The sequence below is a fragment of the Planktothrix serta PCC 8927 genome, from assembly GCF_900010725.2.
GTDB lineage: Bacteria > Cyanobacteriota > Cyanobacteriia > Cyanobacteriales > Microcoleaceae > Planktothrix > Planktothrix serta.
In genome coordinates, this window is sequence record NZ_LR734855.1 from 164,768 (window position 1) to 190,788 (window position 26,021).

At 38.8% G+C, this 26,021-nt stretch carries 26 protein-coding genes; 12 read left to right on the top strand and 14 right to left on the bottom strand.

The features are described 5' to 3' along the window. The first annotated feature begins 87 nt into the window (after positions 1-87). Positions 88-333, top strand: coding sequence for a hypothetical protein (locus PL8927_RS08015; protein WP_083619448.1), 246 nt, complete (start codon positions 88-90; stop codon positions 331-333). Positions 334-529: 196 nt separating this feature from the next. Here the strand turns inward: PL8927_RS08015 and PL8927_RS08020 are convergent, their stop codons facing one another. After that, a complete protein-coding gene (locus tag PL8927_RS08020) occupies positions 530-760 on the bottom strand; it encodes a photosystem II protein, Psb35-related (protein WP_083619451.1) in 231 nt (76 codons plus the stop codon). A 380-nt stretch (positions 761-1,140) separates the two neighbouring features. Here PL8927_RS08020 and pedR point away from each other — a divergent pair, with 380 nt between their 5' ends. The 4 genes from pedR (at position 1,141) to PL8927_RS08040 (ending at position 3,864) form a co-directional block, all read left to right on the top strand. Continuing rightward, positions 1,141-1,443 (top strand): photosynthetic electron transport-dependent transcriptional regulator PedR, encoded by a 303-nt coding sequence (gene pedR, locus PL8927_RS08025; RefSeq protein ID WP_083619454.1) that lies wholly within the window; start codon positions 1,141-1,143, stop codon positions 1,441-1,443. A 22-nt stretch (positions 1,444-1,465) separates the two neighbouring features. Further along, positions 1,466-1,777, top strand: a complete 312-nt coding sequence (locus PL8927_RS08030) for a hypothetical protein (protein WP_083619455.1) — start codon at positions 1,466-1,468, stop codon at positions 1,775-1,777. An 18-nt stretch (positions 1,778-1,795) separates the two neighbouring features. Further along, positions 1,796-3,079: a histidine--tRNA ligase gene (gene hisS, locus PL8927_RS08035; protein ID WP_083619458.1), complete on the top strand. Its 1,284-nt coding sequence runs from the start codon at positions 1,796-1,798 to the stop codon at positions 3,077-3,079. A 320-nt stretch (positions 3,080-3,399) separates the two neighbouring features. After that, a complete protein-coding gene (locus tag PL8927_RS08040; protein WP_083619461.1) occupies positions 3,400-3,864 on the top strand; it encodes an ABA4-like family protein in 465 nt (154 codons plus the stop codon). 96 nt (positions 3,865-3,960) lie between these two features. On the opposite strand, the gene PL8927_RS08045 is transcribed toward PL8927_RS08040, so the two are convergent. The 5 genes from PL8927_RS08045 to petC all read right to left on the bottom strand — a co-directional run bounded on the left by PL8927_RS08045 (position 3,961) and on the right by petC (position 7,589). Next, positions 3,961-4,230: a type II toxin-antitoxin system RelE family toxin gene (locus tag PL8927_RS08045; protein ID WP_079681166.1), complete on the bottom strand. Its 270-nt coding sequence runs from the start codon at positions 4,228-4,230 to the stop codon at positions 3,961-3,963. Continuing rightward, complete coding sequence (locus PL8927_RS08050; protein WP_083619463.1) at positions 4,227-4,445, bottom strand: hypothetical protein; 219 nt, start codon at positions 4,443-4,445, stop codon at positions 4,227-4,229. The genes PL8927_RS08045 and PL8927_RS08050 overlap by 4 nt, the downstream gene beginning before the upstream one ends. 365 nt (positions 4,446-4,810) lie before the next feature. After that, positions 4,811-5,656: an alpha/beta fold hydrolase gene (locus tag PL8927_RS08055; protein ID WP_083619465.1), complete on the bottom strand. Its 846-nt coding sequence runs from the start codon at positions 5,654-5,656 to the stop codon at positions 4,811-4,813. Positions 5,657-5,851: 195 nt separating this feature from the next. Further along, positions 5,852-6,808, bottom strand: a complete 957-nt coding sequence (gene petA / locus PL8927_RS08060; protein WP_407947388.1) for a cytochrome f — start codon at positions 6,806-6,808, stop codon at positions 5,852-5,854. Positions 6,809-7,049: 241 nt separating this feature from the next. Continuing rightward, entirely contained in the window at positions 7,050-7,589 is a 540-nt protein-coding gene (gene petC, locus PL8927_RS08065; RefSeq protein ID WP_083619470.1) for a cytochrome b6-f complex iron-sulfur subunit, read from the bottom strand. A 312-nt stretch (positions 7,590-7,901) separates the two neighbouring features. On the opposite strand from petC, the gene PL8927_RS08070 reads away from it, so the two are divergent. Further along, the gene (locus PL8927_RS08070) at positions 7,902-8,717 is read left to right on the top strand and encodes an ABC transporter permease (RefSeq protein WP_407947389.1); all 816 of its coding nucleotides are present in this window, start codon (positions 7,902-7,904) and stop codon (positions 8,715-8,717) included. A gap of 171 nt (positions 8,718-8,888) precedes the next feature. On the opposite strand, the gene PL8927_RS08075 is transcribed toward PL8927_RS08070, so the two are convergent. From PL8927_RS08075 to PL8927_RS08090, 4 genes are all read right to left on the bottom strand, one after another. Further along, a complete protein-coding gene (locus tag PL8927_RS08075) occupies positions 8,889-9,086 on the bottom strand; it encodes a hypothetical protein (RefSeq protein WP_083619475.1) in 198 nt (65 codons plus the stop codon). A 282-nt stretch (positions 9,087-9,368) separates the two neighbouring features. Then, positions 9,369-9,788 carry a tetratricopeptide repeat protein gene (locus PL8927_RS08080; protein ID WP_083619478.1) on the bottom strand — a complete coding sequence of 140 codons (420 nt, stop codon included), beginning with the start codon at positions 9,786-9,788 and terminating at the stop codon, positions 9,369-9,371. Positions 9,789-10,004: 216 nt separating this feature from the next. Beyond that, entirely contained in the window at positions 10,005-10,361 is a 357-nt protein-coding gene (locus PL8927_RS08085) for a HesB/IscA family protein (RefSeq protein ID WP_083619481.1), read from the bottom strand. A 151-nt stretch (positions 10,362-10,512) separates the two neighbouring features. After that, positions 10,513-12,162, bottom strand: coding sequence for a DUF6930 domain-containing protein (locus PL8927_RS08090; protein WP_083619484.1), 1,650 nt, complete (start codon positions 12,160-12,162; stop codon positions 10,513-10,515). A 284-nt stretch (positions 12,163-12,446) separates the two neighbouring features. On the opposite strand from PL8927_RS08090, the gene PL8927_RS08095 reads away from it, so the two are divergent. The 6 genes from PL8927_RS08095 to PL8927_RS08120 all read left to right on the top strand — a co-directional run bounded on the left by PL8927_RS08095 (position 12,447) and on the right by PL8927_RS08120 (position 22,268). After that, the gene (locus PL8927_RS08095) at positions 12,447-15,488 is read left to right on the top strand and encodes a hypothetical protein (RefSeq protein WP_083619488.1); all 3,042 of its coding nucleotides are present in this window, start codon (positions 12,447-12,449) and stop codon (positions 15,486-15,488) included. A gap of 5 nt (positions 15,489-15,493) precedes the next feature. Further along, entirely contained in the window at positions 15,494-19,198 is a 3,705-nt protein-coding gene (locus tag PL8927_RS08100; protein ID WP_083619491.1) for a helicase-related protein, read from the top strand. A gap of 230 nt (positions 19,199-19,428) precedes the next feature. Then, positions 19,429-20,760 carry a serine/threonine-protein kinase gene (locus PL8927_RS08105; protein WP_083619493.1) on the top strand — a complete coding sequence of 444 codons (1,332 nt, stop codon included), beginning with the start codon at positions 19,429-19,431 and terminating at the stop codon, positions 20,758-20,760. A 465-nt stretch (positions 20,761-21,225) separates the two neighbouring features. Then, complete coding sequence (locus tag PL8927_RS08110) at positions 21,226-21,543, top strand: hypothetical protein (RefSeq protein WP_083619496.1); 318 nt, start codon at positions 21,226-21,228, stop codon at positions 21,541-21,543. Further along, the gene (locus PL8927_RS08115) at positions 21,533-21,895 is read left to right on the top strand and encodes a papain fold toxin domain-containing protein (RefSeq protein WP_083619499.1); all 363 of its coding nucleotides are present in this window, start codon (positions 21,533-21,535) and stop codon (positions 21,893-21,895) included. The genes PL8927_RS08110 and PL8927_RS08115 overlap by 11 nt, the downstream gene beginning before the upstream one ends. Before the next feature lie 25 nt (positions 21,896-21,920). Continuing rightward, positions 21,921-22,268 (top strand): hypothetical protein, encoded by a 348-nt coding sequence (locus tag PL8927_RS08120; RefSeq protein WP_083619502.1) that lies wholly within the window; start codon positions 21,921-21,923, stop codon positions 22,266-22,268. Between the two features lie 172 nt (positions 22,269-22,440). On the opposite strand, the gene atpC is transcribed toward PL8927_RS08120, so the two are convergent. The 4 genes from atpC to minD form a co-directional block, all read right to left on the bottom strand. After that, on the bottom strand, positions 22,441-22,854 hold the full coding sequence (gene atpC / locus PL8927_RS08125; RefSeq protein WP_083619505.1) for an ATP synthase F1 subunit epsilon: 414 nt from the start codon (positions 22,852-22,854) through the stop codon (positions 22,441-22,443). Positions 22,855-22,945: 91 nt separating this feature from the next. After that, entirely contained in the window at positions 22,946-24,394 is a 1,449-nt protein-coding gene (atpD, locus tag PL8927_RS08130; protein ID WP_083619507.1) for a F0F1 ATP synthase subunit beta, read from the bottom strand. A gap of 186 nt (positions 24,395-24,580) precedes the next feature. Then, a complete protein-coding gene (minE, locus tag PL8927_RS08135; RefSeq protein ID WP_083619510.1) occupies positions 24,581-25,030 on the bottom strand; it encodes a cell division topological specificity factor MinE in 450 nt (149 codons plus the stop codon). A gap of 54 nt (positions 25,031-25,084) precedes the next feature. Continuing rightward, the gene (minD, locus tag PL8927_RS08140) at positions 25,085-25,891 is read right to left on the bottom strand and encodes a septum site-determining protein MinD (protein ID WP_083619551.1); all 807 of its coding nucleotides are present in this window, start codon (positions 25,889-25,891) and stop codon (positions 25,085-25,087) included. Positions 25,892-26,021: the final 130 nt, after the last annotated feature.

Consider the following 26,021-nt stretch of genomic DNA (forward strand, 5'->3'; position numbering starts at 1 on the left):
AACCTCGCCCCTACGATGCGCGGTAATTTGTAGCAATAATTGAAACTTACTTTCGAGGAATTATTCTTAGAATAAGGAGTGAAGACTATGAACATCAAAATCAAAACAGGATTACAATTTAGCGGAATTTTGCTATCAATTTTAATGGTTAACTCTGTTCCAACTCAAGCAATGGAATCTCATTCAGAATCCTCTAATAATCAATTTCGGACAATTGAACAACCTTTATCAACAAAAATAGCGGTTACAACGGGAGGATTAGCCTTAATTGGATTAGAACTTTGGTGGTTTTTATTCAGTAAATCCAAAGCCAAAAAAGCAACCATTAATTAAGATACTCAAGAATTTCCTATTAAACTAAACAAAGAAACCGGGTTTCTGGCTGTTGTCTATTGGTAACAATCAAAAATTTTCCTTGAGAAACCCGGTTTCTGCTTCTTTTCAAAAAAAATACCCCTTCAATCTTCCACAAATTGCAGGGGTAAAAACGTTACTTATTTTTTGTGTTCTTAACTTGAGCGTTAGAGAATTAGTTGCTTAAGTTATTGCTGGCGTAAGCATCCAAACTATAGGCGGGGATGCGGACGCTGTAGTCGGTTTCTTGACCTGTAACAGACTGAGCGATTTGCTCAAAGGAGTCAGAATTCCAATTCCGTTGGTGAATGGGTTTGGTTTGTTCACCCCGGAAGTAAGCTTGAGTCCCAATTACAGCAGCCGCAACCCAACCGACGATGAATAAGGAAATTAAAACGGTAAACATAATTTTTCTCCTAACCTGCTTTAGCTTGTCTTCTATGTAAACGATTGTAACAGACAGTTAAAAAATATTGCAATACCTTGACAGATTTTTTTTGTTGTGTTTACCGTACTTGGTTAGGGGGGTAGGGATCTGGGGGAGCACCGTCAACGGTCAACGGTCAACAGCCAACGGTCAACAGCCAACCGTCAACGAATAGTAAAAATTAAGGAAGAATTAAGTAAAAAGTGATAAGCATTTCTGCTAGATTTGATATACACCAGTTATGCCTTGTAGAAGCAAAGTTGATGAGAAATTACTAAGCCTGATCGAATAAAGGATATTTTTGGACAAGTTCCCTTTAGAATAATAAATAGGTAATTATGCAGAGATTGGAAGCTAATATGACGCAAAAAGATTCTCGCACTCCTGTTTCACTCTCCGAACGAGAACTGCAAGTTGTGGAGTTAGTTGCGAGTGGATTAACGAATCAAGAAATTGCGGATAAACTAGAGATTAGTAAACGTACAGTCGATAATCATATCAGTAACATTCTCACAAAAACGGCAACGGATAACCGAGTGGCATTAGTCCGTTGGGCGTTGCAATGGGGAAAGGTTTGTCTGGATCATATTAACTGCTGTCCTCTACCGCTTATAACTGATGAGGATGAAATGGAGGCGATCATTTCTTCTTCTGTAGAATAGCGGAACAATAGGTTAACGTTGAATGCAAACAGTTAAACAGAAACAACGGCTTCGCTATCAAGTTCGGTGTCAGAAACTTCCCTTAACGGTGTATCGGGAAGTGGCTGCACATTTGCGTCAGGTGGAAGGAGTGAACACAGGGTTAATTCCCACCAGTATCAGTCCCGATGAAATACCGCCAGAATTTGATTACACTCAAAGTCAAGTTGGCAGTTTATGGATCGAATATGATGACATCCATAATTCGGCAACTCGTCAACAGATTGATCAAATTTTGGCGTATTATAACGATCGTTATGGCGCCTGGGAAACAATCGATCCGCCACAGGACTAACGATTAATTGAGAAACTAATGGAACTGATTAAAGCATTACGAGGAACACGCGATATTCTACCTGATGAAATTGGATACTGGCAATGGGTGGAGTCTGTTGCCAGAGATATTTTATTCAGGGCAAATTATCAGGAAATTCGCACCCCAATTTTTGAACAAACGGCTTTATTTGAACGCGGTATTGGGGAAGCGACGGATGTTGTCGGCAAAGAAATGTATACGTTTGTTGACCGGGGTGAACGTTCTATTACCTTGCGTCCAGAGGGAACTGCTGGAGTGGTTCGCAGCTTTATTGAAAATAAACTCCACGCCACGGGAGGGGTACAACGGTTATGGTATACCGGGCCGATGTTTCGCTATGAACGACCCCAAGCCGGACGTCAACGACAGTTTCATCAAATTGGGGTTGAGGTGTTAGGAAGTCGGGATGCGAGGGCTGATGTTGAAGTGATTGCGATCGCAACTCATATATTACAAAAGTTGGGATTAAAAAATTTAAACCTCAACTTAAATTCTGTGGGAAATTCAACCGATCGTCAAGCCTATCGTCAAGCATTAGTAGATTATTTAACGCAATATAAAGAGGAATTAGATGCAGATTCTCAAGATCGATTATCTCGAAATCCGTTAAGAATTTTAGATAGTAAAGATCAACGGACGCAGGAAATTGTTCAAGAGGCTCCCAGTATTTTAGAGTATTTAGGAGAGGATTCTCGCGCCCATTTTGAACAGGTTCAACAGTTATTAACAGCCTTAGAAATTCCCTACAGTTTGAACCCTCGATTAGTGCGCGGTTTAGATTATTATACCCATACGGCGTTTGAAATTATTTCTGATGATTTAGGCGCTCAAGCTACAGTTTGTGGGGGCGGTCGTTATGATGGTTTAGTTCAAGAATTAGGGGGGCCAGAAACCCATGCTGTCGGTTGGGCGATCGGCTTAGAAAGGTTAGTGATTCTGTTACAACAGTTAAATTCTCTTTCCGGTTCTAGCTTAGATTTTTATGTTGTTTCTAGGGGCAATTTAGCCGAATCTCAAGGGTTAATTTTAGCTCAAAAATTGCGTCAAAATGGCTTCAGTGTGGAGTTGGATTTAAGTGGAAGTGCCTTTGGGAAACAGTTTAAACGGGCTGATCGCAGTGGTGCTGTGGCTTGTTTAGTATTAGGAGATGCAGAGGCGGAACAGCAAACAATTAAATTAAAATGGTTAAAAACAGGGGAAGAAATCACGATAAATCAATCTGATTTATTCGATAAAATTGATCAATTTCGGGAACAAATTCAAGCTCTAAAAAATGCTTAACTCCTTGTTCCAATGCTCTGCCTGATGAATTATACAATAATTGTTTAGATGGTGCGTGCGCGTTGCTTACGCACCCTACATTTTGATATCGAGGGAATTTTTTTAACCTCCGGCGGCAAAGGTTGCCATAATAATAATTGATAGGGCTAAACCGGGGAACAACAGAATCAATAACATTAAAAGATCGTGAGTATTCATAGTAATAAAGGGTCTAAATTAACTTGCCGATAGCATAACATAGATTTCCCAAAAAGTGGCTCGAATTTAAAAAATATTTTAAAATGAGAGGGTTTAAAGCATTTATCCTCATCATTCTTACCATGACAATTCCTGTTGATCAAATTTTCAATATTGCGAACCTGTTTGTGCTTCCCTTTTGGGCATTAATGATTATTTTACCGAATTGGGGAGTGACGCGAAAAGTTATGGAGTCCTATCTTCCCTTTGTGTTGTTAGCCTGTGTTTATTTATATCTGTTTATCAGCAGTATTAACCCAGAAAATGCCGCAGCATTATCTAATCCCAAATTATCAGATATTGCCCATTTTTTTGCTGATGAAAATGCCGCAGCAACGGGATGGATTCACTTTTTAGTCATGGATTTATTTGTCGGACGTTGGATTTATTGGGATGGACAAAAAACAGGGATTTGGACAATTCATTCCTTAGTATTTTGTTTATTTGCGGGGCCCTTTGGATTATTATCTCATATTCTGACAAGTTGGATTAGTAAGCTGTTTTTTACTCAACCGCAATCAGATATTAATCCAGTATCAAATTCTTAGATACCGAGAAACCGGGTTTCTGTAATAACTTTTCTGCTTAATAGAAAGATAGTAGAAGAAACCCGGTTTTTGAACCCCTATCAGCAATTGGAGAAATTACAATTGAGACAGTAATCTCTCATAATCTGTGTGCGAACCAATCCAAAACCAAATAATGATATCTCCTTCTAACTGTCCAACGGCTCGATAATCCTTGTTAATTCTAGCCGAATAAATGGGTAATTCTGGATGTACCTTTTTGAAACGAAGGCTGGGATAATTGGGATCTCGTTTGAATTGTCGATAGGCTTCACGAGCCTGGTTTTGGACTTGCTTTGGCAGAGTGGCAAATGCTTTACGAAAAGAAAAGGTTGTTCGTGACTTCACAGTGTTTCTGGATCTAACTCTTGGGTTTGTCCAGAATGGTATTCAGCCATTGCATTAGCTGCTAATTTAGCAAGCGCATCGGGTGATTCAGTAAATGCACTATCCCAGCGCATTTCTGCTTCGAGTTCCTGTAAAATTAGAGTAGCGATCGCATCTTGTTCAGTGGCGGATAAAATTTTCAATTGGGCGATCGCACGTTCAAGTAACTCGGTCATATTCCTAAAAGATATTATCTCAAAGATTACTGATAGCAATTATAGCACTAATCCCGAACCTTCCCTTAATATTAAGGCAATTTCTGTTGCAGCGTAACAAGGTAAAATTTTTTTGTAGGGGCGGGTTGATCAAAAAACTGTGTTACTCAGTAATAACCTGAATAAACCCGCCCTAACCCGCCCTTTCGGGTTTCTGTCTTAACTTTCTTTTAGAATAGAAAGATAGCTGAAGAAACCCGGTTTCTGAACCCCCACAGTTGTATCAAGAAACCGGGTTTTTGCTAGTTAAGATAGGGCGGGTTTAGAGATCTTAATTTGGAGTAACAAAAACCTGAGAAAACCCGCGCCTACAAATCCGTTTAACCCTAAACTACTTTTTTCCGCAAAAACAAGATTAAAGCTTCACTAATTTCTTGGGGCCAATGTTCTTGAGGGTAATGTCCGGCTTTTTCTAAGGTGACAATTTCTGCCCCAGAAATCCCGTTTGCAAAGGTTTCAACATCGGTAAAATTTAACCAAGGGTCAATTAATCCCCAAATGATTTGAGTTGGATGATGCCAATTTTTAAAGCCAGATTCTATTTCCATCATCGCCTCTTTTAAGCGTAAATTTTTTAAGGTTGCTAAGAGCGATCGCCCCGCCGCCGAAGCTTTTAAAAACGGACTGCGATAAACTTCTAAAACCTTATCCTCAATCACATATTTACTGCCTCCTTCTAAAGTTCTATCCACTAATAACGGGTCTTGGGTGATCATATCTCCCACAAACGGTAACGCCATTTGTTGTAATTTCCAGGGGAGTTTAGCTGATGTGGAAATAGGAGTATTGAGAATAATTAATTTTTCAATTTGTTCAGGATAACGTAGGGCATATTGTAATCCCATTGAACCTAAAAATCCTTGAACAACTAAATAAAATTTTTCTAGTTTTAATTGTTCTAAAAATCCCGCTAACCCTTGAATAAACGCATCAGGAGTATAGTCAAAATCTCGTTGATCTGGTTTTCCCGAATATCCAGAGCCGATCCAGTCCGGTGCGATCGCTTTATATCCTTGTTTTTCTAATTCATCCATAATCACTAACCAACTGTAGCTTTGAGAAACTAATCCATGCAATAACACCACTGGAATTTTCTCAGTTGTTTCGGGATTTGTTTCTCGATAAAACCAATCTAAAGAGCCGACTTTAATTTCGTTTTTAGTAATTGACATGATAGTTTTAAACCCTAAATTAAATTACCTATTGCCTATTCCCTCTTTCCCTCTTTCCCTCTTTCCCTCTTTCCCTCTTTCCCTCTTTCCCTCTTTCCCTGTTCCCTGTTCCCTGTTCCCTGTTCTAAAAACAGTTGTAGAGACGTTAAATTTAACGTCTCTACAAAGGGTGAAATCATGAAAATGATTCAAAGTTTAGAAGTTCATTTCAGCGGCTTGAACTTTCTCAACTTGTTTCTTCTTCATCACCAGCATCACTTGAGTTAACATCACCAAGGCGATAAACGCAATTAACCCAAGAACGCGAGAGGAACTTTGCAGAACGATTTCGGTATCATGCTGACCAAAGCCACCAACGTTGGGGTTATCGGTTAAAGCCTCACCGGCTGCAACCGTTTGACCTTCAGAGACAATTAACTGAGGGCCAAGGGGAATTTCATCGACAACGATTTGACCGTCAGCCTTTTGAATGGTAACTTGAGAACCCGATTCTGCTTCCGTTGTGATCTGGGTAATTGTTCCAGCAACAGAGGCTTTATAAAGGTTATTATTGCTAGAATTGCCAGCCGGATAGAGTTGACCCCGACCTCGGTTTCCGCCGACATGAATAGCAAATTTACCATAGTGAACGGATTTATCCGTTGCGGGGTTAGGAGACAACACCGGGAAGATAATTTCTTGATATTCTTCTCCAGGTAAGGGCCCGACAATTACCACATTGTCTTGATCTTCCCGATAGGGTTGGAAGTACAAATCACCAATTTCTTCCTTCCATTCTTCAGGAATGCGATCTTCTGGAGCAATCTTAAAGCCTTCGGGGAGCATTAACACTGCACCAACATTTAAACCGCCTTTGCTACCATCGGCTGTCACTTGCTGAAGGTTGGTATCGTAAGGAATTTTAACAACAGCCTTAAAAACAGTATCCGGTAGAACGGAATGGGGAACTTCAATTTCTGTCTGCTTTGCAGCTAAGTGACAGTTCGCACAAACAATTCGTCCCGTCGCTTCACGCGGAGTTAAGGGAGCCGTTTCTTGCGCCCAAAAAGGATAAGCCGCTGCTGACTGGGGGAAGGCAAAATCACTGGTTAGGAAGAAAGCAACCGTTGCTACGGTAACCCAAAGGATTTTCCAAGCCCGCAAACGAGGCATTTTTACTAATTGATCAATTGGTTGCATTACTATTGTTCTATTTCTGGTCAAAGTCAACAGAATCAATCATCACAGATTTTAGATTTCAGATGTTGCTCTAAAATCCAAAATCCTTGTATAGCAGGGAACAGGGAACAGGGAACAGGGAACAGGGAACATCGGAGGAAAAGACTTCACAGCCCTTGGTTTCAGCATCCGTCTCTGTCCTAACCGTATTGGCAACTGCTATATCTAAAATTTATTAAGACCACCAGGGATTTTCGCCCGTGCGGAAGTCGGTTTCTGTCCAAGTCGTAAAGCTCAATTTGTCATCCGCAACAGTGGCGTGAACCAATGCTAAGGATAAGGGGGCTGGGCCACGAACGACTTTACCCGCCGCGTCATATTGAGAACCGTGACAGGGACACATAAATTTGTTTTCGCTGTTGTTCCAAGGGACAACACACCCTAAGTGGGTACAAACGGCGTTAATTCCATAGTCCGCTAAAGCAGCATCGCCTTCTACCACCATGTAGGTGGGATCGCCTTTTAAGCCTTGGGCTAAAACGCGATCGCCGGGTTTATGGGTGGATAAAAATTCACTAACGATAATATCGTTACCCAGAGCATCTTTAGCCGTAACGCCACTGCCTGCGGTACCACTAGCCGGAGGCAGAAGATATTTGACAAACGGATACAGCACACCCAGAGCAACGCCTGTGGCTGAACCGAAGGTCAGTAAGTTCATGAATTGACGACGCCCCATGCTGGGAACATCAGGGTTCGAGGAAATTTGAGTCATCTCAACCTTACTGGAGAACGGAAACCGCGATGTTTTAACTCGCGGAGGAAGTTTGACGCGCAGTTTAAAAACTGCGTCCCCTGTTTAGGGGGTGAATAATAAGCATTATCACATTGATTTGCACCCATGTTTATCAGGTGTTGAATGTTGACTGTTGGCTGTTGACTGTTGGCTGTTGACGGTTGACGGTTGACTATCTCCCTCTGTGGCTTTTTTTGGTAATCTAATCTCAAATACAAGATTTTAAATTGAATGAGTGTTACATCTTTTCGCCCTTTAAGGGGGTTTCGTGTTCCTTCGGTATCAACGGCTATGACCTTTTGTGGATTAGTCCTGACAATTTTATTTTTATTAATCGCCCTATTATCGCCCTTATTTTCAATTTGGGGATGGATACAAAGCCCTACGGAATTTCTGTCTAACCCGATACATCAACCTCCTTCTCCTCAACATTGGTTTGGAACCAGTCGTTTAGGATATGATGTATTTTCTCGAACGTTATTTGGAACTCAAGTTGCTTGGCAAGTGGTGTTATTAGCAACGCTTTTGAGTGTGGGAATTGGGGTTCCTTTGGGAATGGTGAGTGGATATTTAGGAGGGAAAATAGATCGGGTTTTATTGTTTTTAATGGATACGATTTATACGTTACCCGGATTATTACTTTCGATTACTTTAGCGTTTGTGGTGGGAAAAGGGGTTTTGAATGCTGCGATCGCCTTAAGTGTCGCTTATGTTCCTCAATATTATCGCGTCGTTCGCAATCATACGACTTCTGTTAAAACGGAATTATTTATTGAAGCGGCGCAAGCATTGGGAGCAAATACCTGGACAATTTTAACTCGTTATTTATTTTTAAATGTGATCCAAAGTGTTCCGGTATTATTTACGCTGAATGCGGCGGATGCAATTTTAACATTAGGCGGATTAGGATTTCTAGGATTAGGTTTACCCGATGAAGTTCCCGAATGGGGACATGATTTAAGAATTGCATTAGAAGCGTTACCGACTGGAATTTGGTGGACAACATTATTCCCTGGTTTAGCATTAACAATCATGGTCGTAGGTTTATCCCTATTAGGAGAAGGATTAAACGATTTTCTCAATCCCCGTCTTCGCAATCAACGTTAAATGTTGACTGTTGACTGTTGACTGTTGACTGTGTAGAGACGTTGCATGCAACGTCTCTACTGCTAACAAAAAAAATAGCTGTCCCCGATCAATTAGGACAGCATGGCAAGCTAGGCATTTTTACTTTTTTGTATAGAATTTTTATTCTAAGATCGTGTAAGATACCTAAGATCAAGATTCGACAGTTTCCTCCGAATCTTCTGTATCTAAGTTATCAGGATCAACGTAATAACAAACGGTATCATCAACGCAGATCAATGCCCAACCAGATTCGTCAATATTTTTCAATTTATAGGCTCCTTGTTTAACAAAAAAGCCTTTGTGGTTGCGAGTTTCGGCTTTGACATAAACTTGGCTATCCATAGTCATCTCATCTCCTTAGTTTGTTATCAAGTTGTTTTGTGAACGGCTGATTATGATAGTTAATTACTGAAGTTACCAAATATTATCACTGTTTTTCGTCTTTGTTTGTTAATTTATGTAATTTTTTGTTGCGTTTTCTCAATACTTCCTAAGAGATCATGGATTTATAGTCATTAACAGTCATTTTCCGTCGATTCACCGCAACCCAACCTATTTAAACATCCGTTTAATTTTTGTGAGTAATTACCTAATTATGCAATCAGATTGGCAAAACTAGGTAAAAATTCTCTAACCTTCAAACAACCATTGTTTAACTTTTATTAAGGATTTCCAGTCAGGTTTGCGGGTTAATCCATCTTCAAAATTTTTGGTGATTTCCTGCTGCCAATCTGTATCCACTAACACCAATTGAGCCGCGAGTTCAACGTGAGAACGCACCCCCGATTTTCCTAAATCCAACATCGCCGTAGCCAAATTCACTCTCGCTTGCGGATCATGGGGATTAAGTTTAACAGCAGATTTCGCCGCGTTATAGGCTAATTTCGGTTTATCTGTTAACAGATATAACCACGCTAAACTCGTCCAAGCATTACTATTTTTGGGCGCGCGATTACAAATTTCTTTAAACACCGGAATCAACGTTTCTGGGTCTTCACCCGCTTGATACCGTTCAAAACCTTCCTTAAATAATTCTTCTGGAGTTGTCATGATTCGTTGAATATTCAAAATAGAGCGATAGGTTATAAACTGGGCTATTTCTGCCTAATCCATCACCTATCGCAAATTGCCAACCTTTAATTTTAATCTAAAGGGGGTAAACGGTCTATAAAACTAACCTAAACCGTACACCCCTATGAACCTGTCTGTTCCCTGTTCCCTGTTCCCTGTTCCCTGTTCCCTGCTAGAAACCCAGTTTCTTGAATCTTAGGTCGTAAAGGATTTACCACAGCCACAGGTTTGAGTGGCTTGGGGATTGGTAAACTGGAACCCACCCCCAATCAGATCATCCGTATAATCGAGGACTAGGCCATAAATGTAGAGTAAACTTTTGCGATCGCAAACGACCTTAAACCCTTGATAATCAAAGGCTTCATCATCCTCTCGAATGGTGCTTGGGTCAGCAAAATCCATCAAATAGGACATTCCAGAACAACCGCCTTGGCGGACTCCCACCCGCAGACAAAGATCTTTTCCTTGCTTTTCACGCAGAAATTGAACTTGCTTGATGGCTGCTTCCGTCATTTGAACCCCTTGGGTTGGGGTTTGAGTCGCTTGTGTCATGGGTTCGCCTGACTCCTTTTGTGATGTTTTAAACGGATCAAAAAATAATGGCGTTTTGATCGGCCTTCTGTATTCCTAATATTTTATCAAAAATGGGAGCCAGAAGACGCCCACCACTGATCAAAGTGTTTCCCCCAAACCCCCTCAAAAGTTAAAACGGTGCGGGAATTAATTGTAATGGCCCTAAACCCAAATCTTGGGGCGGAATAGAACGGACTTCTAACAATGCCATCATATCCTTAAATTGAGGTTGACCCCGTGAAGCCCCGGTTAATCCCATAGCAATAATTAAACCACACCAACCTTTAGTTTTTTTACAACGTTGTTCCCATTTTTTACGCGCTTCTTGATGAACCGGATCATCTTCGATAAACTCTCCAAATAAATGTAAATCCCCATCTTCTGTTTTCAGAATTCCTAAATCATAATTCCGGCCCACTGTCGGGTCTTCACCGGGATTAAAACAAATTCCTTCTAATCCTCCAGCCGCTTGTAAACTGCGAATCAGCATTTCTGCTTTGGGTTTAGAAGTTTGAATCACAACCACAGGTAAACCATCCCCAACTTCTGGAATTTCCCCTTCTGCGGCTTGATGAAATTGGGTATTAGTTCGCAAATATTTGGCAGTTTCCCAAGGAACAACCCCCAAACTTAAGAAGGATTTAGGCGGGACTAAATCATCGCGTAACCGAGGAACTTCCATTTCCAATTCTTCATCTTCTGATTCATCATCCGAGGTCATTGCGGCTAATTCATCAGCAATATCCGGTAAAGTTTCCACTTTTACCGAAACCTGTTTTTTCTCGCCATCGGGTAAATTAATCGGAATGCGATACCGACGATTGAGACTAGGAAATTGATAGTGAACTAATTTTTGACGATTATCGCGTAAAAATCGATGCAGTGCTTCTAACGCGACTAAAACAACCGCAGCTTCCTCATCATAGAGAATTGAACGTAATCCTTCTAAGGGATGAAGATTACCAAAATTGGGTTCAATTTCCGAGGGGGGTAAACTGGCAATATTAATGAAATCATCGTCATCTTCATCCTCATCTTGATCAAAACCATCGCCTCGATCAAACGTTACAAACAGACAATCTTGAGTTAAAAAGGCTTCTTCTAAATTGTCATAGGATTTATTTTTCACAACTCGTTCCCGAAACCGTTTTAACGATTCTAAAGAACGATATAATAATACCCCATAATCCATCCCCAGTTTCCCCAAGGTAGAAATATATAAGGTATCAATCCCAAATAGATTTAATTCAATCGAAATAATTTGATGTTCCCCTAACCGTTCCCAAGGCGCATCTTGCCAAATTTGATAGGCTTTTTCCGTCACGACTTCCGCATATTGGGGAGGAAGTTGAGGGGGACGACTTTCAGCGACTTCTTGCAACCCTCGAAAAATTTCATCAATTAGAGGTAAATCCGGTACATATTCAATCACTATTTCTAAATCTTGGAGAACACCCCGCAGGAAAAATTGAATTTCCCGATCTTTAACCACGATTTTTTGAGGACGAGCGATCGGTGCTGGACTTTGGGGGTGTTCCATTGCTCGCAGTAACGTCCGCACAATTGCTTCTGGCCCCATATCCGTTGGAACCATATCCATTGCTCGCACCATCCCCTGAGAACCGTCCACCCAAATAATACATTCGCCTGGCGTTTCGGAGTCTGTGTCAATACTGGGATTGGTATCCGTCGCCATGGGACGTCGATCCCCTTCCCACACACTGGGAATTTGGGGTAAATTTTGGAGCCGACGAAGGGTTGAGTGATTGAGACGTGCCATCAAATTAATCTTCTCGTTGGGTAGTTTCACCAGTTATGATGATGCCGCACAACCAATGGCTGAACCTGCCATATTGTAATGCAATGCTTTCTCCATCTTATAAGAAAAATCCCTGAAAACTCCTTCAGTTTAGGGCAGGAGAGCCAAAATCTTACACGACCACCTTACCAAGGACTACCAACCCTCGTAAATTCTAATGTTCCTTCATCGTTAACAGACCACAAGCTCACTAAAATTTTAGCTCTGATTTATAATGGTTCTATCCAGAAATCAGAGGAGTCAAGATGGTTAATATTTTAGAAGAAGGGGACAATGGTTTAGTTCGCGTGGATTATGGTGATTTGTTAACTAAAATTTTACAAGTATTAGAAAATCAACAAGTTAAAAATCCCTTAAATCTCTCCCAAGATGGTAAACGATTACTAATTGATATTGACGAAATTGCGGCTCAAGTTTCCGAGTTAAATATTGCTAATCCATTGGGAGGATCGACGTTTAACGCCAAGTCCGCAACGGTAAATTTGAGTCCAGGTTCAAGAAATGCTTTTATTTCCCAAATTCAACAGATTAGAGATATTTTAACACAAAAGATAGAATCTATTCTTGTTCTCGATCAAAAGCCTATTTCCCTAGAAAATTTTATTAATAATTTAGCAATCGAATTAAAAGAATTTCAAGGCGAATCCCAAGACGTGGGGTTTCAATATAAATTTGATAAAAAATATGATGATTTACACAAACAGCGATTAAGTTTGCAAAAAGAAACCGATCAAAGTAGCTCTGTATTAAAGTTTCACAAATTGACAATTACCGTAGAAAAAACAAATAACTTTAATCAACAGTTGAAAAATAGTCTAAAAAGTTTTATAGAATTGCGGTTTGATTCTGAAGAAGAAAAAGAAGATTTAGGTTATATCCTTGAAGATTTATGTAAAGATTTAGAAAAAAATAAATCAGATCTGTATAAGCTAAAATGTTTGATGGATACTGAAACTATTGGTAAACTTCAACGGGAAGCTAAAATTCAATATTTAGAATATTTGAAAGAACATTTAGGACAACATCGAGATCTAATTTATCTTGAAGACTTAATTCGGCGATTAAGGTTAATAGAAGATTATATTAATGATATTAATCAAGGGGATGGATATTACCAAGTTAACTATGCAGGAGTTAGTGTTAATTATAAAGAAATATTCTCTCGCTCTGAAGCCTTTGAGGAATTACCTATTATTCCCTTAATTGTTGGATATTTAGGAGAAACAACGGATGAAAATTCAGGAAAACGACAATTTATTTTTGGTTTAAAGTTAAAGTTTGCAGGTAAAGTTCAAACCCAAGGCGGAAAATCGGTTATTAATTATTATCTTAACTTACTCGATTCTAATAGTCCAGAACATCAAGAAGGATTAGCAGATGCTTCTAAAAAAGAATACTTTGTTAGAAAAGTTTTAAAAATTGCTTTCTTATATTATTTTATCTTTGCTAGTATTGATCCATCAACTCCAAATTACCATCCAGAAGATGATTTAGAATACAATCCGAGAACAATTTTTGAAGAAAAAGTTTTACCGATCTTACAAGCATCGGATGAAACCCAAAAACAAAGAATTTTCCGAGGAATAAAAACAGGTTTAGAAACTTATAAAATTGATCATAAAGTTGATAAACTTAAAAATATGCTGACTAATTTTTTGCGAGGAAAAACAGTTTTTCCTTCTAGGTCTTATCCGATTCATATTAGTGTTAAACAGGGTATTTTAGAAACAGATTACACGGTGATTAATAGAAATAACTCTTTTTTCAAAACGGTATTAAAAGATAATCCTAAAGCCGCTTTAAAATATATCTCAGTAGGAGGAGCCAATGTAGATAATAATGCACTCTATTCTATTTCTGCTAATCTGCAAATTAGTGAAATTCACTATTTTTCAACCCAGGATGATCAAACCTTTAGCATGGAGTATGATTTAAGAAATGTTTATACAATTCCTGTGGTTTTAACGCCTCAACATGACCGTTGTAGAGAGATTTTTAAAAATAGCTTGAAGGGACAAAATCTTTTAGTTTTTAATTACAATTATCGACGATTAAGAGAAAATATTTTAAATAATTTGCAATCCTCAAAAGCTTTTGCTTATCAGTTTACATTTGCTTTATTAGCATATATCCTTTTAAAAACTTTACTGGATAGATCAAAACGCAGGTTGTTTATCCCCATTTTAAGACTTCATTTAAGTGATCAACAGGAAACTGCGCCAGAAGAAAAATTTATGCGCTCTATGTTTTCGGTATTATCCCATTTACTTAACGAAAACCATCGCTCTAACTCCCAAGGATTTTGTGTTAAAAAGGTTAACCCATTTAAACTCAAAAACGGTCTGAGTTCTTTATATTCTATTTTACCTAAAATCTTTGAGTTTAGTCAACCCGTTACCGAGCCCCAACTGGATAAATTAGCGATTATTGTTGTATCGAGTCGAGAATGCGATCGCAGTCGCTCCTCTTCTTCTGATTATAAAATTGCTAACCTCATGGGAGAAATGATCGGAATTCAGCGTCAAAAAGATGGCAAAGTTCGACTGTATATGATTGGAACTTTTTCCGATAATTATAATAGTCAAGAAATTCATAGTCATCCTGATGTTTTAATTGATCAAGTTAATCAGCTTTATGAACAAGGATACAGACACTTCTTATATATTGCTAAATCTCCCTATTCTAATACATTGAATATGACCAAAAAACAAGAAGATGAAGAACTATTTTTTATGTCAAAATCGGTAATTCGTGCTTTAAAAGGAGAACGGGAAGACTTAAAAATATATCCGATCTTTTTTGATAAATATTATGCAGTTAAGTTAGACAAAATTCCAGCCAGTTCCTTGTATATACAAGATATTTCTGAGTTAGAAACTTTGGTCAAAGACCCCAGTAAACAAGCGGTAGTATTTTTTAATTTGTTTAATGGGATTAAAGTCGGAAATGACAAATACTATAACGGTGTGATTTCCTATGCAACTTTGCTGAATATTTATGAAGGAATTTTAGATGATAAAGACATTCGGATGGCGTTGATGTATGATAATTCTTTAAAAAACGAATTGCTTCAGTTTTTAACTCTTTTCCATTTTTCTCGCTATGAAGCAGATAGTAATCAAGCCAAAAATATTAACTTAAAACTTGATCCTTATACCAAACTGATTGGAGACAATAGCGTCGGTGCTTTATCGAGATTGAATCATATTAACAGTTATACTGTTTTTAACTCCTTAGCATTTTTGACAGAAGTTAGAAAAATATTAAATGTACCCCAAGAGGATTAATAAAAATGACTAAATCTAAACTCGGACAAGAATTAGGTCGCTTATTTGAAGTGGGTTTTAATATTGGAATGCTGACCTATATTGAACAAAAACAACTCTCTCATAAATTCGGATCTTTATATCGTCAGGACTTGCAAAATATTAGTTTTTCCCAAATCGTGAAAGCACTGGTTAAGCAAGAACAGATTATCGATGAAAAAGATAAAAAAAATGCGGAAAAATGGAGTCTATTTTTCTTGAAAAAAGCATTTTTAGCAGGATTGAAATTTCTCGATGAATATATCCAAGCTATGGGATTGAGTCAAAATAAACTAAAACATTTAGAGATTTTATATTATCAATGTTGCTTTGATGGAAATAATAGTTTAGGAACTTATAATAAAAATATTGATCCCCAAGCTATTCATGAAACCCTTTCTCAATTGATTTCACTTGAAGTTAATCAGGTCAAAGAATATTCACAAAAAGGGAATTTTTTACAAGCTGATACTTTAATTTTGATTCAGTGTCGTGGAGAATATAGAATCCTATGTATTGATTATTCTATTTTTTCAATTAAAGCGATTCAGAACTTAGGCGATCTGGAGGAGATCGAAGTTTTAAGGAAATTATTATTAAGCGAAATTAGCTATTTAAAATCAAAAAGTGTTTTTTCTAATTTAGGGTTAGATACAAAAATATCGGAACTGAATATATCGAAAGAACTAAAAACTTATTTTATCGGGTTTAAACGCGAAGATAAAGAAACTGCAAAGTTAATTCAAGCGGGGAGTTATGTTGATAGTTTTTATAAATTTTTGCGATCGCATAATTTACTAAACCCAGCTAATTCAGTTATATTTAATATTGTCGGATATAGCGATCGCGGAATTAGTTCTATGTCCATCAATCAGGAGAATTTAGAAATACTAGAAACTTGTGCTGAGATTTATAAATATAAAGCGACTGACCAACAAATTCAAGATGGACGTCGAGATGTACTGAGAAAAATTAACCGAAATGCTTACAGAAGTTTTAATCAAGGTAAACAGTTTATCGATCAACTCTTAGCAGTGAATCAATACGGGATCACGCCGATTATTCATTCAGAAAAAATTGAGGGTTTTTGCAACTCTATTGATATAATTCCCCAAGATTTAGCAACAAAATTGCAAGTCACCCCAAATATTGACCTCAGAAAAGCTCATGCTGAACTGATTACTCAAGCGTTGAACTCCGATGTAACTTATATTTTTTTAACAGGAAATCCAGGTATCGGTAAAACAACAGCTATCACTAACTTTCTTAAAACTCAACAGTGTTTAAATGAAGGATTTTTATTTTTCTATGTAAGTCCTAGAAAACAAGTTAATTTAGATATTATAGAGAAGTTTAAAAACCCAGAAAATCAACAATTAGAAGATGATCGAATCTTTGCGATTACGACTTCCTCTGTTTTAATTGCGAATAACAAAGGAAAATATACGGTTAACTATCTTAATAATCAATGTTCTAAAAAAAGATTTACTCAGCAAGGAGTAGATTTTATTCCCCAAGATTATGAATTATTATCCACTAAACCTTCAAAAAATTTAGATCGAATTACCGAGGATGAAATTCAAGCTAAAAATTCCTCAAGTCGAGGCGTTTTAAATAGTATTTGTCAAGGGATATATACCCTAATCAATCGTCAAACCTCGAATAATATTGTCGCTACTGTTTCGATTCAATCTTTAAAGAAAACCCAAAATAGTCAAGATACCCTAGAGCATTTTGAAAAAATATTTAAAGATGCTTATAACTCTAGGGAGGGAATTCCCATTCCTGAAAAAATGCGAGCTATTTCCGGTCGAATTAAGCATTTATTGATTATGATTGATGAAATTACAGGAGATGATGGAGGTACAGAATTTCTGAATCGAATTAGTGAGATTTTAAAACAATATGGTTTGACTAATTCTACATTTGGATTTAATACTAAAATTATTGTTGCTGATGCTTCAATTGTTGATCCAGATGTGATTAAACAACATTTAGGAGAAACCACCAGTGAACCGAACAAAATCTTTTTTAGAAAGGCAAAATCTGAGGATATTTCCCTATCAATACAACCGTTTTCCTTTAATAGTAATCAATTCAATGCTACCGTCATCAATGCTAATTCCTATCCCGCTAAAAATTTAGAAATTACTTATAAAGTTTTTATTCAATCTAATCGGTATAACGAAGAAAGCTCTCTGATTAAAAATTATGATTTAGAAAAAGAAGTTCAAGAGGAAATGATCACCGATATCAATAACTTTTTAGATAATCAAAATTCTGAACAAATTATTATTTATATTCAAGATAAACAGAGACTAGCAAATTTGATTGAAAAGATTCGTAAACACCAAAACCAATTTGAACAATATCAAGACTACCTAGAAATTCATGCTAATCTTTCTGAAGACGAAAAAATAAAAATTTCAGAGTATAAAAATCAAGTTAAAGTTATCTTTATGACCGCTTCAGCGAGTCGAGGGTTATCCTTTCCTAAAGTCAAACAGATTCTGGTTGATATTCCTCGTTTTGAAATCGAAAAAAACCTCATGGAAGTCATTCAAGTCATTTATCGAGGTCGGGGAAGCTACAATCAAGATGGACTAGAAAAAACCTTAGATGATCAAGATAAACACCTAGTTTTTTATCTCTGTGAACAAGTAATCATTTATCCTAAACAACATCCAGAATTATCATCTGATTCTAAGGATGATCAACAATTATCTCGACAGGAAAGCGTTTTAAATATTTTAAATATTTTGCTAATTTTGAAAACTTCTATCATGACTCGAATTTTTGGGTCAGGACGCATTGGTTCTGAATATTTTATGATGATTCCCATTGGCGGAAAATCTGTATTTACGGCGGGTCAAACCTTTAGCAGTAAGATGAGTAACCTGATCAAACAACTGAAAAAAGAACATACAAGACGACCTTATGACCCTCTGTTAAAATCAGTATATTCTAGCCTAGAAGCGTTGCTGAGTTCCGTCGAAATTAATTTAGGAATGGGGAATACTTCTCCAGAAGATCAAGGATTATCTTACCTAGAATTACAAACTTCATTTACTTCTAAATTCTCAGAATTACTGAATAATAATTTAGAGGGTTTACTGAATTTTCCCCCAATTCAATCGAGTTATATCAATGGGAGTTTGTTAATTGTTCCTCTAACGGGAAGATTCATAGAAGAAAGATATAAAATGCGACTAGAACAGGAAATTTTAAGCTTTAATAATAGGGAATTATTGCATCAAATGTCTAGGATTGCAAATAGTTCAACCTATCCAGAAAATATTTGTTATGCTCTCAAAGAAGCCATAGAATTAGTTAATTTACTCCTGGAACAACCCTATAAAACCCAAAAATTTGAACAAAATAGTCAATATCTCGATCAATATTATGTAATTCCCTTATTCACTTTAATTACAGGGGAAGCACTGCGTCAATATTTTACCAGTCAGGAGCCCGAACCCGAAGATCTAAGATTTAGAGATATTCTAGCCGCTTATATCCGTTGTCTCTATCCGGTCTGTAATATTTTACCCATTGGTCACCAATATAAAGATTTTCCTTGGATACTCTTTAGAAGTTATAGTCTCAACGAAATTAGAGGTAAACTTTTTACGGATAAATACTTTTTAATGTCCCATGAACTCAACGTTTTAAATTTAATTCTTTCCCATGATTAAATTCAGTCGGTGAGGGTCAGAAACCGGGTTTCTTAACTGATCTTTTTGTTAGTAGTAAAGGTTAAGACAGAAACCCGGTTTCGAGGAGGTGTGGGTGAGGGTCAGAAACCGGGTTTCTTAACTGATCTTTTTGTTAGTAGTAAAGGTTATTGCAGAAACCCGGTTTCTAGGTGTTGATTTCAAGCTGCGATCGCTTACAATAATATAGATTGACTAACCTCTAAAATTCTATGTCATGGACACCGGGCTATCAGTTGCGTCAACGTCCCTATGTTATTGAAAGAATTCTGGGACAAGGGGGTTTTGGAATAACCTACAAAGCCAAACATTTACAATTAGATCATCAAGTTGTTCTGAAAACTCCCAATGCAGGTCTACAAAATGACCCCGAATATCCTAAATACGTTCAACGCTTTATTCAAGAAGGTAAAACCTTAGCTAAACTTTGCCAAAATTCCCATCCCCATATTGTCCGAGTTAGTGATTTATTTGAAGAAAATGGGCTTCACTGCTTAGTCATGGATTTAATTGTGGGGCAGAGTTTATGGGAATTTGTGCAAACAAAAGGTAGGTTATCGGAAGCAGACGCGGTTAATATTATTCGTCAAATTGCTGATGCTTTGGTTATGATTCATAATGCTGGAATTATTCACCGAGACGCTCATCCGGGGAATATTATGTTAAGAAATAATACCTCAGCGGTGTTAATTGATTTTGGACTGGCTGCGGAAATCAAGCGCAAACTACTAACTTCTAAACATCCCGCTAATTTAAACTTTGCCCCCTATGAACAATTCCTAGAAGGCAGTGGGGAACCGACGGTTGATGTTTATTGTTTAGCGGCTTCTTTATATTATGCCATTACGGGACAATTACCAACCAAGGCTTTAACTCGCAAGTTGAAAAATCAAGCCTTAATCCCGCCTAATAAAATTGTTAAAATTAGTGATAAAATTAATGATGCTATTTTGAAAGGCTTGGGGTTAGAACCGGAAAAACGTCCTCAAACGATGGCGGAGTTTTTGAGATTATTAGATATTCAATCCCAACCTCTTCAGATTCCCCAACCCAATATAGAATTAAAGTCAGCTAAAGGCGTTAATTATCGTCAATTAGAACAATTTTTGAAAGCCGGAAAGTGGAAAGAAGCTGACGAAGAAACGACTAATAAAATGTTAGAAGTCGCCGGGAGAACAAAGGAAGGATGGTTAAGGGAAGAAGATATTGATAATTTTCCCTGTGAGGATTTACGCACGATTGACCAACTTTGGGTAAAATATAGCAATGGACGCTTTGGCTTTTCGGTACAGAAGCGCATCTATCAAAGTCTGGGAGGAACCCGGAGTTATGATAGTAAAGTCTGGTACAAGTTTGGTGATCAGGTGGGTTGGCGTGTAGGAGGTAGCTGGTTGTATTACACAGATCTAAAATTCAATCAGACAGCACCAGTGGGCCACCTCCCTGTGATGGGTGTTTTTGAGGAGGGAGGGGGGTTTTTTGTGTTTGGGGGGAGTGGTGACATATCTTCTCTCGCGTCGAGACTTGTAGACTGTAACATATAAGGCTTACAGATTTTCGTAACGATTTATGGCATCAATTGAATGTAGGGGCGGGTTCGCCGGGATTTTTGTTAATAATAATTAACCTAAATCAACCCGCCCAACCCCATAATATGAATCAACGGTGAGGATCAGAAACCGGGTTTCTTAATTGAGCTTTCTGTTAGTAGCAAAAGTTAAGGTAGAAACCCGGTTTCTTGGAGTTGGGGGTGATGCCTGTTCGATATAATTAAGTTAAAGGAAAAGAAAAGGAGGTGAAACAATCGTACATAAGTTTTCTGGCCAAAAAGTATGTGACATTTTAAAACTAAAAAAAGGCAGTATCAAACAAGCACAGCTTCCACAAGGAGCGCCTAGCTGGGAAGAATTTAGTGAGATGACCTGGGAAGAAATAGAAAAAGGAGTTGCTGAAAACTCTCCGGGTTTTAAAGTTGTTCGCAAATTATTAAGTGATCGGAGGTTTGATAAATGAAAAATGATATTTTTGATCAGTTTCTTGGTTTCTTACAAAATTTAGATCAACAAGAAATTAGCTATTCTCTAGCTCATCATCGGGATGAGGCGATTATGGTGAGTGTTGCGCTTCCTGGGGAGCGTTGGGAAGTTGAATTTTTGAATGATGGATCTGTCGAGATTGAAAGATTTATTAGTCAAGGCGAAATATCGGGAGAAGAAGCTTTAAACGAATTATTTTCTCGATATTCAGATCCAGAGGATGTTTCTATTGAGACTAATTCAAATCCTAAGTTGGTATCTATGTTCTTAATTCCCAATAATGTCCAATAATTCCCAATTTACCGATGAACAAATCTATCAACAAATTGCTAAAATTATCCAAAGATACAAATTACTAGAATGTGCGGAGTGTGCTGCTGCTATCAAAAACTGGTTAAAGGCGAATCAAATTAATGGCATCCATTTGAAAATAAAACTCGTAGGTCGGGGATTATTTATTGTTAGTAAGCGTTGGGATAATGGTCAAATATCAATTACCCAAAATGGAACGCACTATGGTATTGAAACAAGAGGTAAAGTCTTTGATAACCTATCTACTTTCGGATTAACTAGAGAAGAATGGATAGTAGACTTTGACTGTCCTAGTGGAAAGTTTATAATAGAAGAAATTGAAAAATTTTAACTATAATATTTCTGGAGGAATAAAGATGACAAACCTCTACGACTTACTCGAAAAAATCAAACAAAAACCCGGAATGTATATTGGGAGTCCTAATATTAATAATTTATTGATGTTTTTGTGTGGTTATCAATACGCCTGTGAAGCCATGCAACTTCCTGAAACTCAACAAGAAATAGAATTTGCACAATTTCAGCCTTGGTTACAAGCTAAATTTGGGGTCAATACTTCCGCATCTTGGGCTAGAATTATTTTATTGTATTCTAGTGATGAAGCCGACGCTTTTAAAAATTTCTTTGATTTATTAGCCGAGTTTAGAAATCAGCAACATGATTCAGAAACAATTAAAAAAGAGTCTTTATCTTTAAAGGTTTAAATTACTGGTGAGGGTCAGAAACCGGGTTTCTCAATTGAGCTTTCTGTTAGTAGCAAAGGTTAACGCAGAAACCCGGTTTCTTGGAGGCGTGGGTGGGGGTTAGAAACCGGGTTTCTTAAATGAGCTTTCTGTTAGTAGCAAAGGTTAACGCAGAAACCCGGTTTCTTGTTTGTTATTCGACAGTACCACCAGCCGCTTGTAACCGGGCTCTGGCTCTTTTTAACGATTTTTTGGCTTGAATTTTGGCTTTTTCAGAATCACCCGTTTCAGAAGCTTCTAAATCAGCTTGAGCCTTGGTGTAGGCGGTACGAGCCTCCTCTAAATTAATAGAGTCACCCCGTTCGGCGCCATTCACTAAAATCGTGACTTCATTGGCTTCAACTTCAGCAAACCCACCCATTAAGGCAATGGGAGTCCATTTATTTTTTAATCGAACCCGCAGCACCCCTGTATCTACAGCCGTTAACAGGGGGGCGTGACCCGTCAGAATACCCAGTTGACCTGTGGTACTCGGAAGAATCACCTCATCGGCATTTTCATCCCAGACCGTCCGATCTGGGGCAATTACACGCACAGTTAATGTCATTTGTCAAGCGGTAAAAAATATTTTGGAGATCAAAAAATGAGGGTTGTTGAGCTTGGGCTAAGAGCTAAAGCTCAACAACACCGGATGAAAGTTAGCCTTTCAATTTTTCAGCTTTAGCAATCACTTGGTCAATGTCTCCGACCATGTAGAAGGCTTGTTCTGGCAGGTCATCCAGTTCCCCAGACATAATCATATTGAACCCTTTGATGGTTTTTTCCAGGGTGACATACTGACCGGGAGAACCTGTGAACACTTCCGCCACGAAGAAAGGTTGAGACAGGAACTTCTCAATCTTACGAGCGCGGGCCACAGTCATACGGTCTTCTTCAGACAGTTCATCTAACCCTAAAATGGCGATGATGTCTTGTAGTTCTTTGTATCGTTGCAGGGTGGATTGGACAGCCCGGGCGGTGTTATAGTGTTCGCTACCGACAATCGACGGCTGTAACATCGTCGAAGTTGAATCCAGGGGATCAACCGCCGGATAGATCCCTTTAGAAGCCAAACCCCGTGATAATACGGTGGTGGCGTCTAAGTGGGCAAAGGTTGTGGCTGGGGCGGGGTCAGTTAAGTCATCCGCAGGGACATAAACCGCTTGAATCGAGGTAATAGACCCTTCCTTGGTGGAGGTGATGCGTTCTTGCAGTTCACCCATTTCTGTTCCCAGAGTGGGCTGATATCCCACAGCAGAAGGCATCCGACCTAACAGCGCGGATACTTCCGAACCCGCTTGCACGAACCGGAAGATATTATCGATAAACAGCAGCACGTCTTGTTTGCTGACATCGCGGAAATACTCAGCCATCGTCAGAGCCGATAGACCCACCCGCATTCTAGCTCCGGGGGGTTCGTTCATCTGACCATAAACGAGAGCCACTTTAGATTGAGTCAAGTCGTTGGTATTGATCACGCCGGACTCGATCATTTCATTGTAAAGGTCATTCCCTTCACGGGTACGTTCACCCACACCGCCGAACACGGAAACTCCACCGTGAGCTTTAGCGATGTTGTTAATCAGTTCCATAATAATAACGGTTTTGCCAACTCCGGCTCCACCGAACAGACCAATTTTACCCCCCCGACGATAGGGAGCTAATAGGTCTACCACTTTAATCCCCGTTTCAAACACGGAGGGTTTTGTTTCTAACTGAGTAAATGCCGGGGCTGAACGGTGAATGGAAGAGGTTTCTTGGGTTTGAACCGGGCCTAAATTATCGACGGGTTCACCAATAACGTTAAAAATCCGTCCCAAGGTGGCGGGGCCAACGGGAACACTAATGGGAGCGCCAGTATCGACAACTTCCATCCCTCGGACTAAGCCATCGGTGGTACTCATGGAGACTGAGCGGATTTGACCATCGCCGAGAAGTTGTTGGACTTCGCAAACAATAGAAATATCTTGACCAACTTCGTTTTTGCCACTAATTTTCAGTGCGTTGTAAATTTCCGGCAAATGACCGCTCGGAAATTTGATGTCTACAACGGGGCCAATGATTTGGGTAACGTAGCCTACTTGTGTTTTTTCTGCGGTGCTGACCATTGGGTTTGCCTATGGGTTAATACAAGCGAGTTCCGATTCGTCTCGGAAAGCTTTAGAAGAATTTAATATTGCCATCCTTTAGGTTATCACTGAACAGTCACCTGTTAACAGTTAACCTTAATCCCTTTTCGAGTAAGGTTTTGGTCGGTTGTTTTTGGCTGGGAAAAATTGACGCTGAACCCCTTTCTATAGACTATCCGGGGTTTCCTCTGGTGGGGAAGGTGGGGTTTTTAACTTCGACTTAGCTGGGGTGGGTTCTGGTGTGACCGTTGGCGGTTCCTCGATTTTTTCATCTTTGGGAGGTTCGGGCTCAACTTCTGGCGTTATCTTTGATTCTTCCCCAGGAGGAGGTTCAGGAATCACTAAGGTCTTTTGTTTAACTCGGCGAATCAGTAAATTAGCCACTAATGCCGTTGCTCGGTTATCGCTTTCTAAGTTAAATTCAGAATCATCGGTGTCTATTTCCACATAACGAGACACCACTTCCATGATTTCTTGTCGCATGGCTTCCACCAATTCGGGGGATAAATCAGCCCGGTCATGGGCTAACACTAATTTCAGACGCCGTTTAGCCGATTCTCGACTACTTTGATGAGTTCGGGGAAAAAGTCGTTCTAGGAGTTCATTAATTCTCATGGATTTGCCGGATGAATACAGAAGCAACGAGATCAAAAGTTGAGAAATAAATATTTAGCCAACTTTAGAAGAAAATAAACGACGCAGTTTTGCAAAAAATCCGTCTGGACGAGGATTGAGATCCAAAAACGAAACTTTTTCCCCTTCAATTCGACGCGCCACATTGGTAAACGCCTGAGCCGCTTGACAAGGGGTTTCTGATAATACTAAAGGTTCCCCTTTATTGGTCGAAACAATAACATTCTCATCATCGGGAATCACCCCAATTAAAGGAATTGCTAAAATTTCTTCCACATCCTGCACCGACATCATATCGTTAGCTTGCACCATTAAAGGCTTAATTCGATTAATTAATAACCGAATTTGTTTAACCGAATTTGCCTCTAATAAACCAATCACTCGATCCGCATCTCGAACCGCCGAAATTTCGGGAGTCGTGACAATAATTGCTTCTTTCGCAGGCGCGATCGCATTTTGAAACCCCTGTTCAATTCCCGCCGGACAATCAATTAAAATATAGTCATATTTCCCATCTAACATTCCCACTAACTGTTTCATTTGATCCGGCGTAACGGCTTCTTTCATCCGATTTTGCGCCGCAGGTAATAGCACTAAACGGGCTTCTCGTTTATCTTTAACTAAGGCTTGTTCTAGGCGACATTCCCCCGATAGAACTTCCATTGCTGTATAAACAATCCGATTTTCTAAACCTAGCAATAAGTCTAAATTTCTTAACCCAAAATCGGCATCAATGACGACAACTTTATGCCCCCGTTTTGCCAAGGTCATACCCACATTAGCGGTACAGGTAGTTTTTCCTACCCCTCCTTTTCCAGAGGTAATTACAATAACACGACTCATATTTAAAAGTTGACTGTTGACTGTTGACTGTTGACTGTTGCGGGCGGGGATACCCAAGGAGTGTTAACTTAACCCACGTTAGCCCTGAACTAAAGTTCGGGCTAAGAGCTAAAGTCATCTAAAGATGACT

What these genes read in the sequence shown, in the direction of transcription:
- atpD (WP_083619507.1), bottom strand. Translation starts at nt 24,394, where the DNA reads ATGGTCAGCACCGCAGAAAAAACACAAGTAGGCTACGTTACCCAAATC.
- PL8927_RS08055 (WP_083619465.1), bottom strand. Translation starts at nt 5,656, where the DNA reads ATGTCAATTACTAAAAACGAAATTAAAGTCGGCTCTTTAGATTGGTTT.
- PL8927_RS08110 (WP_083619496.1), top strand. Translation starts at nt 21,226, where the DNA reads ATGAAAAATGATATTTTTGATCAGTTTCTTGGTTTCTTACAAAATTTA.
- minE (WP_083619510.1), bottom strand. Translation starts at nt 25,030, where the DNA reads ATGAGAATTAATGAACTCCTAGAACGACTTTTTCCCCGAACTCATCAA.
- PL8927_RS08100 (WP_083619491.1), top strand. Translation starts at nt 15,494, where the DNA reads ATGACTAAATCTAAACTCGGACAAGAATTAGGTCGCTTATTTGAAGTG.
- PL8927_RS08090 (WP_083619484.1), bottom strand. Translation starts at nt 12,162, where the DNA reads ATGGCACGTCTCAATCACTCAACCCTTCGTCGGCTCCAAAATTTACCC.
- atpC (WP_083619505.1), bottom strand. Translation starts at nt 22,854, where the DNA reads ATGACATTAACTGTGCGTGTAATTGCCCCAGATCGGACGGTCTGGGAT.
- PL8927_RS08120 (WP_083619502.1), top strand. Translation starts at nt 21,921, where the DNA reads ATGACAAACCTCTACGACTTACTCGAAAAAATCAAACAAAAACCCGGA.
- PL8927_RS08080 (WP_083619478.1), bottom strand. Translation starts at nt 9,788, where the DNA reads ATGACAACTCCAGAAGAATTATTTAAGGAAGGTTTTGAACGGTATCAA.
- PL8927_RS08015 (WP_083619448.1), top strand. Translation starts at nt 88, where the DNA reads ATGAACATCAAAATCAAAACAGGATTACAATTTAGCGGAATTTTGCTA.
- PL8927_RS08050 (WP_083619463.1), bottom strand. Translation starts at nt 4,445, where the DNA reads ATGACCGAGTTACTTGAACGTGCGATCGCCCAATTGAAAATTTTATCC.
- pedR (WP_083619454.1), top strand. Translation starts at nt 1,141, where the DNA reads ATGACGCAAAAAGATTCTCGCACTCCTGTTTCACTCTCCGAACGAGAA.
- PL8927_RS08040 (WP_083619461.1), top strand. Translation starts at nt 3,400, where the DNA reads ATGACAATTCCTGTTGATCAAATTTTCAATATTGCGAACCTGTTTGTG.
- PL8927_RS08075 (WP_083619475.1), bottom strand. Translation starts at nt 9,086, where the DNA reads ATGACTATGGATAGCCAAGTTTATGTCAAAGCCGAAACTCGCAACCAC.
- PL8927_RS08020 (WP_083619451.1), bottom strand. Translation starts at nt 760, where the DNA reads ATGTTTACCGTTTTAATTTCCTTATTCATCGTCGGTTGGGTTGCGGCT.
- PL8927_RS08030 (WP_083619455.1), top strand. Translation starts at nt 1,466, where the DNA reads ATGCAAACAGTTAAACAGAAACAACGGCTTCGCTATCAAGTTCGGTGT.
- petA (WP_407947388.1), bottom strand. Translation starts at nt 6,808, where the DNA reads ATGCCTCGTTTGCGGGCTTGGAAAATCCTTTGGGTTACCGTAGCAACG.
- PL8927_RS08115 (WP_083619499.1), top strand. Translation starts at nt 21,533, where the DNA reads ATGTCCAATAATTCCCAATTTACCGATGAACAAATCTATCAACAAATT.
- PL8927_RS08085 (WP_083619481.1), bottom strand. Translation starts at nt 10,361, where the DNA reads ATGACACAAGCGACTCAAACCCCAACCCAAGGGGTTCAAATGACGGAA.
- PL8927_RS08105 (WP_083619493.1), top strand. Translation starts at nt 19,429, where the DNA reads ATGTCATGGACACCGGGCTATCAGTTGCGTCAACGTCCCTATGTTATT.
- PL8927_RS08095 (WP_083619488.1), top strand. Translation starts at nt 12,447, where the DNA reads ATGGTTAATATTTTAGAAGAAGGGGACAATGGTTTAGTTCGCGTGGAT.
- minD (WP_083619551.1), bottom strand. Translation starts at nt 25,891, where the DNA reads ATGAGTCGTGTTATTGTAATTACCTCTGGAAAAGGAGGGGTAGGAAAA.
- petC (WP_083619470.1), bottom strand. Translation starts at nt 7,589, where the DNA reads ATGACTCAAATTTCCTCGAACCCTGATGTTCCCAGCATGGGGCGTCGT.
- hisS (WP_083619458.1), top strand. Translation starts at nt 1,796, where the DNA reads ATGGAACTGATTAAAGCATTACGAGGAACACGCGATATTCTACCTGAT.
- PL8927_RS08070 (WP_407947389.1), top strand. Translation starts at nt 7,902, where the DNA reads ATGACCTTTTGTGGATTAGTCCTGACAATTTTATTTTTATTAATCGCC.